This is a genomic window from Polluticoccus soli (genome assembly GCF_029269745.1).
Classification (GTDB): Bacteria; Bacteroidota; Bacteroidia; order Chitinophagales; family Chitinophagaceae; genus Polluticoccus; species Polluticoccus soli.
This window is the reverse complement of sequence record NZ_JARJHT010000001.1, coordinates 330,980-344,783: the sequence shown is the minus strand read 5'-3', so window position 1 is coordinate 344,783 and position 13,804 is coordinate 330,980. Positions and strand designations below refer to the sequence as shown.

Sequence of the window (13,804 nt, the reverse complement as noted above, 5' to 3'; positions counted from 1 at the left end):
ATGTCCAAAACTTACTTAGCTTCAAATACTGCCAGCAGCAGGTTGTCGTTATAGAGCAGCAGGTTTTTACCGTTTATTGCATACCTGTTAGCGCCTTTAAGTGCGGTAAGGATGTATCCTTCAGTTGTCACCCCCTCACATGCCATTTCTGTATACACGGGCTCAAAGCCTATGTAGTTGTATTTACCGATGGCAAATTCACCGCCAATGTTGTTACAACCAGTATGTCCCAGCAGTTGGCTTTTTTTATCCTGCAGGTAGATGTATGGAGTGTTGTTTTGTGAACCATCGGCCACAGGTTTACCATCCATCTCCGAAAGACGCCAGTAAGTATTCATTATCGTAGCCTTTTTCTTTTCTGGTGCCGGTTTCTTTTTGCCTTTTATATCAGCATGTGATGAAAACGGCAAAGCAAGGCTTAAAAATAACAGGAATGCAAGGGCGCGCATGATAGTTAGTTTTGGTGTGTGAAAAATTTCCACCAAGATACGCATTAAACCCCCGATAAGCAATCAGTTACTTAATATCAAGCTCGCACAGATATGTCCTGGTGCCAAACAGGCTTTTGGGCTGTGGATCAGTGGTGTTGGAGTAGGAAAAATGGGTCTTGTCGTAATTGTTTTTCAGGTTGTCATTATGAAATGTCATATCCTTTTCATCATTCCATCTAAACAGGACAAAATGCTTGTCCGTATTCGTAAGCTTTTGAAGTTTGGTTTCTGTACTGGTGTGGGTTCGGTCTGACATACTGACCCAGAAACCTTTAGTAGAAAACCAGATGCGACGCATGCAAGTATTCTTAACGTGAAAGGTTACTGAGCCTGTCTCCTTCTGAACTGATTTAAGACTTATCTCGATACAACGACAATCTTCCTGTGCGGTGACCAATCGTGGTGTAAATAATGCCAGTATATATATAAGGCGTTTTATAAATCTCATAACGCTATGATACATATACATTCCTATAAGAATGATGCCAGCCGGGCTGTGCTTTATTTACCTTACCAGTACAACGTCTCCTTTTTTATCGTGTATGCTTGCATCTGCACATTTGTATTGCAGGTAATAAAAATAGGTACCTACATCCTGAGGTTCGCCCATATAGATACCATCCCATCCTTTGTTTACGTCGCTGGTAAAAAACACGGTCTCACCAAACCTGTTTTTGATCAAAAATGTTACCAGCTCGTTATGTCCTGGCGTTAGTACCCTGAATACATCGTTTTTGCCGTCGCCGTTAGGAGAGAAGGCATTAGGCATATACAAGTCGCAGCATAGCTGGGCGTTGATGTAAGCACTGTCATTGGCACGGCAGCCAATTGTGTCGGTAACCGTCAATACAAGCATGGCGCTCTTATGCAGCGTGGCTGTCGAACGAATGGTTTCGCTGTTGTCAAATAATTCTGCCGGTGTCCATTTGTAAGTATAGCTTTCAATATGTCGGCCGGTGAGAGAGACCGTATCTCCAACACAAATGTTGTTGCTGCTAACCTGTACGATCTCGGCTATCGGCTGTTCCCTGATCACAATGGTGTCATTCACGGGCAAAGAAGCGCAGCCATCTTGTGATACGGTATTGAGGCCTACTACGTACCTGCCCGGTACATTCCATTTCACTACCAGCCTTCCGTCTTTACCACTTATAGTTTCAGCTGGCGCCAATTGCCAGGTGTACGTCGCTAGCTTGCTGTCTGTAGCCTCCAGCTGGAATTCCTGTCCTACACAAAATTCGGCAGGCAAGTTAAAAGTAGCAGGCGGTGCCGGCAGTACAGTCAGCTCCTTAATTCCAACCCCGCGGCAGCCCGGTATTGTTGCAATAACCATTACAGTCTTTTTGCCGGCTTCATTCCACGAAATTTTATACGGGCCTGCGTGTTTACCTGAAAGCACCTTACCTCCATCAAACGACCAGGTGAAATTGCCATCGACTGGAGCAATAACGCCGCTATATGTTGCCTCCAGTGAATCGTACTGGCATAAAGGCTCTTTACTTAATGCAAGCGTAGCGCCAACAACCGAATCAACTTTTACTATGATCTCCGAACGATCGCTACGGCAACCATCTACCATTTGCGATACGTAGTAACTGGAAGTTCCGATCGCGGCAGTGGACGGAACCGGGGCCGTAGGGAACTGTGTTCCACCAGTGGCTGCGCTGAACCATTCAAGGTTAGCACCGGTGGCAGTTAGTGGTGGAGGTGTTGTTTTGTAGCATAACTCTATTGGTGAAACCACCACCGGTGGAACTGGTTTAGCTTTTACTATGACTACTGCAGCCTTTCGGTTGCTTTCACAACCATTTACTGTTTGCGTGAAGTAGTAAGTGGTAACGCCAGGGGCGCCTGTCGTTGGCGTTGGTACTGTGGTATTGGCTGTACCGCCTGTGGCAGTGGCATACCAAACAACGTTTTGACCTGTAGCCAGTATCGCAGCAGGTATATCAAACTGGCAATAGTCTATATTGCTGGCAACAAGTGGTGGTGCCGGTTGTGGTTTAACGGTAACCACAACTTGAGCGCGGTCGCTTTCGCATCCGTTAGCGGTCTGGCTTACATACCAGTTGAAGGTACCTGCCGTATTAGTGGATGGGATTGGCGTTGTTGCGGACCCTGTACCGCCTGTTGGCGTCGTATACCATAGCAAATTGGTTCCTACAGCTACAAGGGGATTGGCTATATCGAATTGGCAATATACTACGCTGGTTGGCACGGGCAGCAGGGGTTTTGGATGCACAATTGCATTGATGGGCACACGCTGGCTTTCGCAGGTATTGATATTCTGTGTTACATAGTAGGTGTATGTAGTGGCTGAAGATGTACTGACTGTTGGTGCAGTGGGGCTTCCTGTGCCGCCGGTAGCGCCTGTATACCACAGTATATTGCCTCCGCTCACCATTGTACTGATGTCCGGAGTTGCAGGAAGGTACTGGCAATAGTTGGCTGTGGTTACAGTTGGGGGACTGGAAAGCGGTACGACAACGACTGTTATAGGCAGCCTGTCGCTCTCACATCCGTTGCTGCCGGTTTGCGTTACATACCAGCTGGTGCTGCCACCTGAGGCTGTGGTTGGTGTTGGAGCCGTAACATTACCTGTGCCGCCTATAGCGGCCGTATACCACTTTAATGAACTGCCTGTGGCGGTCAGTTGTGTCGCCGTTGCAAACTGGCAGTATTGGTAAGATATAGTTGCAGTTGGCGGAACAGGCTTGGGAAGTATGGTTACCGCAATAGAAGCACGAGGCCCTTCGCAGCCGTTAACTGTCTGGCTTACCCAGTAGGTGGTCGTGCCAGGAGTCGAAGTTGAAGGTGTAATTGCAGTTGCACTTCCTGTACCCCCGGTCGCTGTGGTATACCATAACAGGCCGCTGCCAGTTGCTGTAAGAGGTGGTGCAGCTATATCCTGGCAGTGGGTAATATTAGCTACCGTTGGTGCAACAGGTAGAGGATTGATCACTACAAGAGTACTATCAGGCAATGAGGTACAACCATACGCTGTTGAAGTTATTTTGTAGTAACCACTATTTACGGGGGCAACGTTTGTGATCGACGGGTTTTGAGCGGCAGAAGTAAAGCTGTTTGGACCAGTCCATGTGTATGTGGCGCCACTTACTGTAGATGCAGTAAGATTAAGCGTTCCGCCTTCACATACCGGGCTATTGCTGCTAGGGGTAGGAGTTTGCGGATAGCCAACCGTGGCTACAACATATGCGTATTGTGAATAGCATCCGTTTACAATAGACCGAACGCCGTATATACCTGAATGGATTATCTGGGCATTGGTAATAACCGGATTTTGCAGGTTGGATGAAAAGCTGTTTGGCCCATTCCAGTCATAACCCGATGCGCCCAAAACGGTAGTCGCACTCAGTTTGAGTGTAGAGTCCGGGCAAACGGGGGAATTAGTTAGTGCTGAGGGCGCGGTTGGATTGTTGACCGTTACAACAACTGTATCGCGGTTGATGCAGGGGCTTGGAATGGTAGAAGTAACAACATACGATGTAGTAACTGTCGGAGTTGCCTGCGGATTTTTGCAGCCTGTGCAAGTGAGCGATGTTATCGGTGAGCCACCTGGCAATACGGTCCATGTAAATCCGCTGCCGCCATTTACATCAAGCGTTGCATGATCGCCGTAGCAGATAGTTGTATCTTTAGATGCCTGCGTAGCAGGCCATACGTAGATAGGTATGGTAAAAGTTTGGGTGAACATGATACCCGGAGGTGCACACGTCGTATCCTTTACTGTAACCGTGAATATTTTTAAGCCCGTATCTACTGCCGACGGCGTCCATGAAAAACATCCGCGCACGGAGTCGCCCAGCTGATTGGAATAGGTTACGGTAGCTCCGGGGGTTGCAGCAGTATGGTTGTCCTGGGCAATAAGTTTTGCTCCAACAGCGGTAGATTTTGCGTCATAGCAGAAGCTGAACGTTGTAGTCGCACAAGCCTGTACCTGGTTGTTGACCCAGCTGGCATTTACGAATGTAGATGTGGCCGGTGTGACGGTTGGAGGAGTATTGGTACAGTTAAGCACCTGTACCTGTATATCGCGCATTACTGTGCCGATCAGTACACCATTACGGTATTCCTTTACCTTCATAGATACTGTTTGTGCGCCCTGTTCAGTAGGTGTGAAGTTCATAGCGCCGGTATTGGCGTTTAGCGCAAAACTGTTATTTGTCTGGAATGGGTTGGATGGCAATGTTAGTGCGGGGGTTTTAGAAACGAAGGTGCAGTTGGTAGGATTCGTATTGCACGCTCCATTGGTTTGAGGTACCTGGCTTTCAAATACAAGAGAATCGCCGTTAATATCCACCGCGCCGTTATTGTAAGAGTAGGCCTGGTTGATACACACATACGGCACTGGCTTTACCGAAAAGTATGGAGAACTGTTGCCTTGAGCTACGACATTATTCAGCGTGGCTTCTGCATAAAAATTGGGCGTGCCTACCACATTCGATGATGTGTTGCGGGCGTTCAGGTAGGTAGAAAATCTCCAGTTGGTACACCTTGAAGGAAGCGTTACGGTATCTACATACCACCATTCCCTGTAGCCAGGGATGGTGGAAGAAATATTTTGGCATTCTGTAGAGTATCCGGCACAACCGGTTGCTACCGGGGTGCCATTAGCCACGCCACCTGGCAAAACAGCCAGCTTGTCCATGTTGGTTTGGTACGTCTGGTTGGTACACATGTTCCTGTAGCAAAGAACTTGTGTAGTTGGTTCTGTTGACCCCCCACAGTCGCGGTAGAATTTGAATATGACCCGATAGGTAGAATCTGCGATCCATTCGTAAATAAGTTCGCCACCTGCGGCGTGTGATGCTGATGCTTTTTGAGACAGTGCTAGTAACGATAGTAGCACAACTAGGGTTAAGACAAGCTGACGCATTGAATGCAGTTTTAATAAAATTTCGTTCTGAGATCGTTGGGGTGATAAATATAGGGTATTTAATCATATAATTGACCAGCTATTAACGTAAAAACTATTATTATTCTGCTACTTAGAAATGTCAATATCTTTTCTTATCTTGGTTTTTCGAAAATAAGATGTCAATGAAAAAACTGTATGCGATCGCCCTTATTGCTATTTGTTTCGCCTCGTGTGAGAAGAAAGAAGTGCGTCACTGTTATATGTGCGGGTTCACGAAAACAACTACAGATCCTAAATTGTTGCAAACAACGGTAGTAGCAGACAGCGTTAAGCAATGCGACATGACAGAAGAGGAGTTGCGCCAATGGGAGTCTCGCTACCAGGCACGTGAACTGAATGGTGTACAATACAGCGACACGCATTGCAACCAACTGCCCGACGAAGAGAATAAATAATTACCTGACAATATTATGTGAGACACCTGCCCATTGTGGCAGGTGTTTGTTTTATAGGTGCAGCAGTCCGAATGCGTATAGCCCGTTTACGGGTTTGTTGTCCCAAAACAGTTCAAAATCTTCCAATCCTGTTGCTTCGTAACTGGCTTTTACTTCCTGCAGGGTCAGCATTTTAGCATTGTTTACCGAAAGCTGTGGTAACATTCTAGCCAGCCACAAACCTTCCTCTTTATCAACTTTGATGGTCAGTGTCTCCTTGTTGTTGTAAAAGGTTAGTGCAGTCATTTCCCATTGGCTTCCTTTTTTCGATTTGATGACTGTTTCCACATGTGGAAGTTCGCCTAGCCACACAACTTTTGCGGTTGGTTTATTGGCGGTGTGCTCGCCTTCATTCAGCGCATCGAGTATATAATTGGGAGCAACGGTCGGTTTGGGCGTTTTAAAATCGAACCATTTATGCAGTGGCTGATCGAACTGAAGACCGTGCATGTAATTGAACAGCGATTTCTTCAGGCCGTAGCTAAAGCTGTCATGCTCTGCCCCTGTCGGGTCTACGTGTTCAATATCGTTGTTGGCGAAGGTGCCTACAAGTTCGGTTTTCTTTTTTACCCCGAATTTTTCCGGCGCCAGTCCAACAGGGCTGTGCGCGGTCATAGCGAATTGATGCCAGAAAGCTGATTGCAAAATGCCCGCATGGAACATCTGTCGCACCATGTCCAACGAATCGATGGTTTCCTGGGCGGTTTGCGTAGGGAAGCCATACATCAGGTAAGCATGTACCATGATGCCAGCCTCGGTGAAGTGTTTGTTTACCCTGGCTACCTGCGCAACTGTAATACCTTTTTGGATCAGAGCCAGTAGTCGGTCGGATGCAACTTCCAGCCCACCCGAAACTGCGATACAGCCCGATGCTTTCAAAAGCATGCACAGGTCGCGGGTAAAGCTCTTTTCAAAGCGGATATTCGTCCACCAGCTCACTACCAGCTTTCTTTTTATGATCTCCAGTGCCAGTGCGCGCATCAGCGCGGGAGGCGCTGCTTCGTCCACAAAATGAAATCCTGTATTGCCTGTTTGTGCAATGATCTGTTCCATACGGTCGCAAAGCAGCTGTGCCGCTATTGGCTCATACAGGGCTATGTAATCGAGCGATATATCGCAAAAGGTGCATTTGCCCCAATAACAGCCATGCGCCATGGTCAGCTTGTTCCACCTGCCATCACTCCACAAACTATGCATGGGATTGGCTACTTCGATGGCCGAGATGTATTTATCGAGTGGTAATCCGCTGTATTCTGGTGTGCCAGTTTCAGTTTGCGGGTAATCTTTGCACCCCGAATTGTTGACGTACGTGACGACACCATTCACCAGTGTGAAGGTTCGCTTCAGTTGATCCGTCGGGAGCTGTCCAAGTATATGATGAACCAGGTTTTCCAGCGGTGCTTCACCATCGTCCAGTGTAATGAAGTCAAAAAACTCAAAGACCCGTTGGTCCGACAGCGAACGTAATTCCGTATTCGGGAAACCACCTCCCATAGCCACTTTGATCTCGGGATGGTGTTGTTTTAGCCATTGCGCGCAACGGAAAGCTGCATACAAGTTACCGGGGAAGGGAACGGACATGGCCACCAGTTTCGGTTGCACTGCTTTAATATCCCTTTGCAATACGTCGATAGTTAGCCTGTCGATATAAGTGAGATCCTGTTGCAGGATGCCATACAATTCGTCAAAACTGTTGGCCGATCTGCCTAGTCGCTCCGCATACCTGCTGAAACCAAAATAAGGGTCGACACATTCTTTTATTAGGTCAGACAGGTCTTCCAGGTACATCGTGGCCAGGTATTTGGCTTTGTCCTGATTGCCCATGCTGCCAAAAGCCCATTGCAGGTCCTCGGCTTGCTCAAACCGCGAAGCCTCAGGTAAAAAATTGCGTTGGACGATCAGTGGCGCCAGCGTCGGGTTTTTACCTTGCAGGAACTGGATCGCAGCATCTATCGTTCTTATATACTCACTCCTTAGCGCAATGATACGCTTAGTATTTTCGCTCAATTCAGGCTGATCCTGACTGCTGATGTGGGCAAACAGGTTTTCCAATCCCTGCTTCGAAAATAAAGCGAGCGTCACGTCAATACCGAGATCGGCCTGTACAGCGCTGATGTTTTTAGTATTCAAAAAACCTTTCAGGTAGGCCGTAGCCGGGTAGGGGGTATTAAGCTGTGTGAACGGAGGAGTAAATAAAAAAACGGTAGCGCTCAAAATCGGGCGATTTCATGCAAAAATACCGCTAAATACTGAAATGACGCGGATTTGAAAGCAGGGAAAAACTTAACTTTCAACGCCGTATGGAGAGTGACGATATTAAGCCGGTACGCAAGATCATTCATATTGATATGGATGCGTTTTATGCATCTGTCGAGCAGCGTGATAACCCGGAATACAGGGGTAAGCCGATAGTGGTGGGTGGCTCCCCGGAAGGCAGGGGCGGCGTAGTAGCAACCGCCAGCTATGAAGCACGGAAGTTTGGTATACGGTCTGCAATGCCCTCCAAGCGCGCCCAGCAACTATGTCCCCACGCCATATTTGTCTATCCCCGTTTTGCTGTTTACAAGGAGGTGTCGCAACACATCCGCTCTATCTTTCGTCGGTATACTGATATCATAGAACCACTTTCGCTGGATGAGGCTTACCTCGATGTGAGCGAGGATAAGCAGAATATTGGCTCTGCTATAGAGATCGCAAAGCAGATCAAACAAGCCATAAAAGATGAGTTGCAGCTAACAGCCTCAGCTGGTGTATCTATCAGCAAGTTTGTAGCCAAGATCGCGTCCGATATGAATAAACCTGACGGTCTCACCTTCATTGGGCCTTCTTCTATCGAGACATTTATGGAACAACTGCCGGTTGAAAAATTCCATGGAGTAGGGCAGGTTACTGCCGGTAAGATGAAAAAGATGGGGCTGCATACAGGGGCCGACCTTAAAAAGCTCAGTGAAGAAGAACTGGTCCGGTTGTTCGGTAAGTCAGGTCGGTTCTATTATAGGATCGTTCGAGGGATAGATAATCGCGAGGTTGAGCCGCATAGCGAAACAAAATCTGTTGGCGCTGAAGACACCTTTCCTTATGATCTCACAAAACTCGATGAGATGAATGAGGAGCTCATCAAGCTGGCTGAAAAAGTACAGGAGCGCCTGCGTAAACACAAGCTGAAAGGACGCACTATTACCCTTAAGATCAAGTACAGCGATTTCAGGCAGATCACGCGCAGCCGGTCTATCATTCATCCTGTCGACGATGTAGGAACGATACTTCAAACAGCCCAGGAATTACTCATAGCCACTGATCCTGAGAAAGATAAGATTCGTTTACTTGGTATTTCGCTCTCCGGTTTCAGGGAAGATCAACGTTCGGGGAAAAAAGGATGGTCGGGACAGTTGGAATTGTTTTGATAGTGAAGATCAGGCGGTTGGGTGGCATGCTTTATTTGCGGGTTTGTTCATTCAATGCTTACAATATGAAAATCCGCCTGCATAGTTTTTTTAGCTACCTGCTTGTTACACTTTTTGTTTTTGGTAGTTGTAAAACTTACTATACGCCAACGTACAATGCTTACGTTCCAACTCCAAACGCTTCGGTTGAGCGGGGCAAAATGCTGGTGTTAAGCTCGTGCGCCGGTTGTCACTTAGACCCCAATACCGGCAAACTGAGCGGCCGGCAGTTTATGAGCACACCTGGCATTGCCGGCAAGGTGTATACGGCCAATCTTACGCAGAGTACTACCCATAGTAAGATGACGCCTTACAATGAGCGTGAGTTTGCTTACCTGATGCGCACGGGTGTTGCCAGGAACGGACATTACATACCTTACATGCCACGCCCTTATATGTCTGATGCCGATATCAGCGCTATGTATGCCTACCTGCATTCTACAGATGAGGCGGTGCAGGCACACGACGCTGTTGCTGGCTTGACAAATCTGAATTTAATTGGCCATATGGGCTCGATATTATTACCCAAGCCAATTCCATTCCAGGCTTCTGTGTCGGGCGAAGATCCCAGTGATGCAGTAGCATACGGCCGGTATCTTGTGTATAATATCGGATGTTATGAGTGCCACTCGAAAAAAGGCCCGATGTCTATAAAGCATAAACACCCGGAAGAGACCCGTGGCTATATGGCGGGCGGACGTAAGTTTAAAATGCCTGATGGCGACATCCACAGTTCAAATATTACAATGGATATGACAACCGGCATTGGCAATTATACCGCTGAAGATTTTCGTAATGCAGTATTGAAAAACATGGATAAGAACGGCAAACAACTAAGGCCGCCAATGAAGGCTTTTCACCTGTTGAGCGAAAAAGAAGCTGATGCTATTTATGCTTACATCAAAACACTGCCGCCGGTGAATTACCACGCACAGAGAAAGGATGACGCCCAGCGTTAGGCCTTCATATTCTCGCGCATGGTGTCCCAGTAGTCCTTGCCATAGCTAACAAGTATCTCGCCACCGGCAGGTATATCTTTCAGCGCGTCGATATAAATACGGTTCTTGTCGTTTATGTAGGCGCCATTGTTAGTAATGCCTTTTACTTTTTTTAATCCACGTGCATCGTTAGCATACCGGCCAAAGCCGGTGTCTTCGCGGGCATCGATAACGCGATTCTTGTTGATGAAAAATATATAGGCGTTATCCGCGTCCAGCTCTACATCATTCCATGTGGTTACCTTTCCTGTATACTCGGTTATCCGCTCGCCCTTTTTTATGGGCTTCTTTGTGAATAAACCTTTTCCTGCGCCGGGAAGTGTAGATCGTTTAATAGTAAGCTGGTCGTCTAGAAATGCCATATTGGTAGTTGTATTCTTAAATGGTTTGCAAAACAACAGTTTTCTTTCCAAACACTCTCCATAATTATTATGCCTCCTGAGGTGTTTGTCAACTCGTAGTATTTAAGATCTTTTGATCTGTCGTAGGGGTGAAAAAGGCGATCGTCGTTTTCTGTTCAAAGTCACGAACTACAGTATGAAAGCGATAATCACGGTCATTTTGCTCCTGGGTTGTATCCAGGGTTTTGCACAAGGCGATTCACTATCGACGAGAATGCACCGTATGCATGAAGTGCAAATAACCGCCAGTGGCGCCCGTTTGGCCAAACATGTGGAAAGTACACAGATGGGCAAGACCGAAATACCTGTTTCAATGCTACTGAAAACTCCTGCAATAGCCGGTGAGCCTGATATAATAAAAGCACTGCAGCTAACACCGGGTGTAAAGCGCGGTACCGAAGGCAACATTGGCATGTTTGTGCGTGGCGGCGGCAATGATGAGAACCTGATACTATTAGACGGAGCGCCTGTATATAATGCTGGCCACCTGCTTGGTTTCTTTTCCATCTTTAACTCTTCTACACTTAAGGATGCCCAGTTGTATAAGTCGTGTTTCCCCGCACAGTATGGCGGACGATTATCCTCAGTACTCGACGTGCGTACCAAAGAGGGTAGCCTGGCCGATTACAAAGCAGCTGTTAGTATTGGTGCTATAGCTTCATCGGCTACTGTGCAGGGCCCGATATTGAAAGATAAGCTGTCGTTTATTGTTTCTGGCCGTCGTACCTATATCGATAAAGTATTCAGTTACATACCGTATCATTTTTACGATGGTAATGCCAAGTTGACTTACGTGCTCGACGAAAAGAACCGTTTTTACCTGAGTGGATATAAAGGCGAGGATCAATTGAAAACAAAGCCTACTAGCACCGACGGATACGATCAACCATTGAAAAGCAATATGCACCTGGGCAATGAGTCGGCAGTACTGCGCTGGAATAATATTGGTGACAAACACACCTCCGATATTTCCGTGTCATACAGCAAATTCAACTACAACATCAGTGGTTCTATGGATAGCAATAGCCTGGCCATCCGTTCTGCTATACGAGATTATGGGATAAAAGGCGATATTAAATCGATCAACACTGGTGATCATAAACTAGGTGCCGGTTTTTCGCTCACTAATCATTTCTTTAATCCCAACATCGTAAGCAGTAACGGACCGCTGGTGGAAAGGTTTGGAAATCGTGGCGGTAAAAAGATATATACCACAGAAGCTGCTGCATACATATCCGACGATTACAGGATAAACGATGCCTTGCAACTGAATGCTGGTTTGCGCATTAGCGGCACAGCGGCAGAGGAGAAAGCTTATGCCAACCTGGAACCTCGCGTTGGTTTGCGGTACCTGCTTGATGATCGTAATTCGGTGAAAGCTTCATACGCCCGTATGGCGCAGTATATGCACCTCGTAAGCAGTTCGTCCCTGGCGCTTCCAACAGATCTATGGTATCCTGTTACTAAGAATGTAGCGCCGGGCATTTCAGACCAGGTAAGCCTGGGGTATTATCATAATGTTCCTTCTTTGGGACTTATACTAAGTGCAGAGGTTTACTATAAATGGCTACAAAATCTTGTGGAATACAGAGAAGGAGCGCTACTGATATTGAACGATAACTATGAGAACGAGCTGGTTCGTGGCAAGGGCAGGTCGTATGGACTGGAGTTATTTGCCGGCAAAACAACAGGCAGGTTTACGGGGTGGGTAGGCTATTCTTTATCCTTCGCGCATCGCAGGTTCGATTCGCTTAATAATGGTAAAGAATATTATGCCCGCCATGATCGCCGACACGATGTATCGCTGGTAACGATGTATGACATAACCAGCCGGTGGGCAGCGAGTAGTTCAGTAGTGTACGCAACGGGCAGCCCGTTTACTGGTCAGAGCAGTCAATACATTGTACCTAAACCAGACTTAGCAGGCTTTGAGATACTACCTGCTTATACAGGCCGCAATGAGTTACGCATGTCTGCTGCCTTTCGCATCGACCTGGATCTTGCCTATAAATTCAGCTTGGGTAAACGAATCAAAGGCGATGCGCACATCAGCGTTTACAATTTGCTTAACCGTACACAGCCGCATAATGTAACACGAGTTTACGACGAGGCTACCTCCACTTTCAAATACCGCCAGAACGGGTTGTTCGGCACTATAACTACTGGAACGATCAATTTCAATCTCTAACAACGGAATATTTATATGAATACCGCAAAACTATTTTTACCAGTGCTGTTATTTGCAGCGCTAACCAGCTGCAGGCCCAAACCCTTGGATATAGAGGTACCGCAGCAAGAGTCCAAACTGGTCATCTCTGCCAGTTGCATTAATGAATCAACCGTATTGGTTGCGGCAGCCTATTCTGTTACCTCCTTGCGCAACCTTGAGGATACAAGCCAGGATGTTGTGCCGCAGGATATGCTGGCAGATTCTGCCGTAGTAACGATCGCCGCTGCTGGTCAAATACCTGATACGCTGGAACGTGTGGGCAAAGGTATATACGGCAGCCGTACGCTTCAATTGCAGCCCGGCGTAAGGTACACACTTACCGTTATCGATAAGAAGAAAAATGCGGCAGCTACAGCCACGACTACTTACATGCCGAAGCCAGAAATTGAAGAGGTCACTCCCGACGTGATCAGGCATGAACAGGACACTGTTGTAAAGATACATGTGAAGATCAGGAACGTTCAGCCAGGCGATCACTATTTCATGAGCTACAACACGCTGGACCAGGCCCGGGCACTGGTGTTGGAACCTGTCAGTTCTTTGCAATCATTTTCACCAAAACGTATTGAACTGTTCGACGACGGAGCACATGATGGTGTGATCACTAAAACGATCACACTTAATGCCAGCCCAAGCGATACTCTCGTGGTACACATCGGAAGGGTAGACGAACATTATTACAAATACCTCGATGCCTACAAACGTACGGGCTATCTAATAAATCAGGTTACCGGCGAACCTATTAACCTGCCGACCAACATTAGCAAGGGTTTTGGCTACTTTGCCTTATACCGCGCTGAACGCAGGATATTCGATCTAAGCAGGTATTGATGTGAACAATTCTGCTCTGTTCGTCGCGCAAACTTCC

At 47.1% G+C, this 13,804-nt stretch carries 10 protein-coding genes; 5 read left to right on the top strand and 5 right to left on the bottom strand.

All coding sequences use genetic code 11. The annotated features are described in order from the left end of the window. Positions 1 to 11: 11 nt before the first annotated feature. From P2W83_RS01760 to P2W83_RS01750, 3 genes are all read right to left on the bottom strand, one after another. Positions 12 to 449, bottom strand: a complete 438-nt coding sequence (locus P2W83_RS01760; protein ID WP_276131960.1) for an META domain-containing protein — start codon at positions 447 to 449, stop codon at positions 12 to 14. 67 nt (positions 450 to 516) lie between these two features. Beyond that, entirely contained in the window at positions 517 to 939 is a 423-nt protein-coding gene (locus P2W83_RS01755; protein WP_276131959.1) for a hypothetical protein, read from the bottom strand. Between the two features lie 57 nt (positions 940 to 996). Beyond that, on the bottom strand, positions 997 to 5,388 hold the full coding sequence (locus P2W83_RS01750) for an Ig-like domain-containing protein (protein ID WP_276131958.1): 4,392 nt from the start codon (positions 5,386 to 5,388) through the stop codon (positions 997 to 999). Between the two features lie 164 nt (positions 5,389 to 5,552). On the opposite strand from P2W83_RS01750, the gene P2W83_RS01745 reads away from it, so the two are divergent. Further along, the gene (locus P2W83_RS01745; RefSeq protein ID WP_276131957.1) at positions 5,553 to 5,825 is read left to right on the top strand and encodes a hypothetical protein; all 273 of its coding nucleotides are present in this window, start codon (positions 5,553 to 5,555) and stop codon (positions 5,823 to 5,825) included. Positions 5,826 to 5,876: 51 nt separating this feature from the next. Here the strand turns inward: P2W83_RS01745 and P2W83_RS01740 are convergent, their stop codons facing one another. Then, positions 5,877 to 8,078 carry a B12-binding domain-containing radical SAM protein gene (locus P2W83_RS01740; RefSeq protein WP_276131956.1) on the bottom strand — a complete coding sequence of 734 codons (2,202 nt, stop codon included), beginning with the start codon at positions 8,076 to 8,078 and terminating at the stop codon, positions 5,877 to 5,879. Positions 8,079 to 8,164: 86 nt separating this feature from the next. Between P2W83_RS01740 and dinB the strand changes: the two genes are divergently transcribed. Then, positions 8,165 to 9,268: a DNA polymerase IV gene (dinB, locus tag P2W83_RS01735; RefSeq protein WP_276131955.1), complete on the top strand. Its 1,104-nt coding sequence runs from the start codon at positions 8,165 to 8,167 to the stop codon at positions 9,266 to 9,268. A gap of 65 nt (positions 9,269 to 9,333) precedes the next feature. Continuing rightward, a complete protein-coding gene (locus P2W83_RS01730) occupies positions 9,334 to 10,266 on the top strand; it encodes a c-type cytochrome (RefSeq protein WP_276131954.1) in 933 nt (310 codons plus the stop codon). Here the strand turns inward: P2W83_RS01730 and P2W83_RS01725 are convergent. Further along, a complete protein-coding gene (locus P2W83_RS01725; protein WP_276131953.1) occupies positions 10,263 to 10,667 on the bottom strand; it encodes an SET domain-containing protein in 405 nt (134 codons plus the stop codon). The two genes, P2W83_RS01730 and P2W83_RS01725, sit on opposite strands and share 4 nt — an antisense overlap. A 175-nt stretch (positions 10,668 to 10,842) precedes the next feature. Here P2W83_RS01725 and P2W83_RS01720 point away from each other — a divergent pair, with 175 nt between their 5' ends. Further along, on the top strand, positions 10,843 to 12,894 hold the full coding sequence (locus P2W83_RS01720) for a TonB-dependent receptor plug domain-containing protein (RefSeq protein WP_276131952.1): 2,052 nt from the start codon (positions 10,843 to 10,845) through the stop codon (positions 12,892 to 12,894). Positions 12,895 to 12,909: 15 nt separating this feature from the next. Beyond that, a complete protein-coding gene (locus P2W83_RS01715; RefSeq protein ID WP_276131951.1) occupies positions 12,910 to 13,767 on the top strand; it encodes a DUF4249 family protein in 858 nt (285 codons plus the stop codon). Positions 13,768 to 13,804 lie beyond the last annotated feature (37 nt).

Excerpts from the sequence above, each read along its gene's own strand:
- P2W83_RS01760 (WP_276131960.1), bottom strand. The coding sequence starts at position 449 with ATGCGCGCCCTTGCATTCCTGTTATTTTTAAGCCTTGCTTTGCCGTTT.
- P2W83_RS01755 (WP_276131959.1), bottom strand. The coding sequence starts at position 939 with ATGAGATTTATAAAACGCCTTATATATATACTGGCATTATTTACACCA.
- P2W83_RS01750 (WP_276131958.1), bottom strand. The coding sequence starts at position 5,388 with ATGCGTCAGCTTGTCTTAACCCTAGTTGTGCTACTATCGTTACTAGCA.
- P2W83_RS01745 (WP_276131957.1), top strand. The coding sequence starts at position 5,553 with ATGAAAAAACTGTATGCGATCGCCCTTATTGCTATTTGTTTCGCCTCG.
- dinB (WP_276131955.1), top strand. The coding sequence starts at position 8,165 with ATGGAGAGTGACGATATTAAGCCGGTACGCAAGATCATTCATATTGAT.
- P2W83_RS01730 (WP_276131954.1), top strand. The coding sequence starts at position 9,334 with ATGAAAATCCGCCTGCATAGTTTTTTTAGCTACCTGCTTGTTACACTT.
- P2W83_RS01725 (WP_276131953.1), bottom strand. The coding sequence starts at position 10,667 with ATGGCATTTCTAGACGACCAGCTTACTATTAAACGATCTACACTTCCC.
- P2W83_RS01720 (WP_276131952.1), top strand. The coding sequence starts at position 10,843 with ATGAAAGCGATAATCACGGTCATTTTGCTCCTGGGTTGTATCCAGGGT.
- P2W83_RS01715 (WP_276131951.1), top strand. The coding sequence starts at position 12,910 with ATGAATACCGCAAAACTATTTTTACCAGTGCTGTTATTTGCAGCGCTA.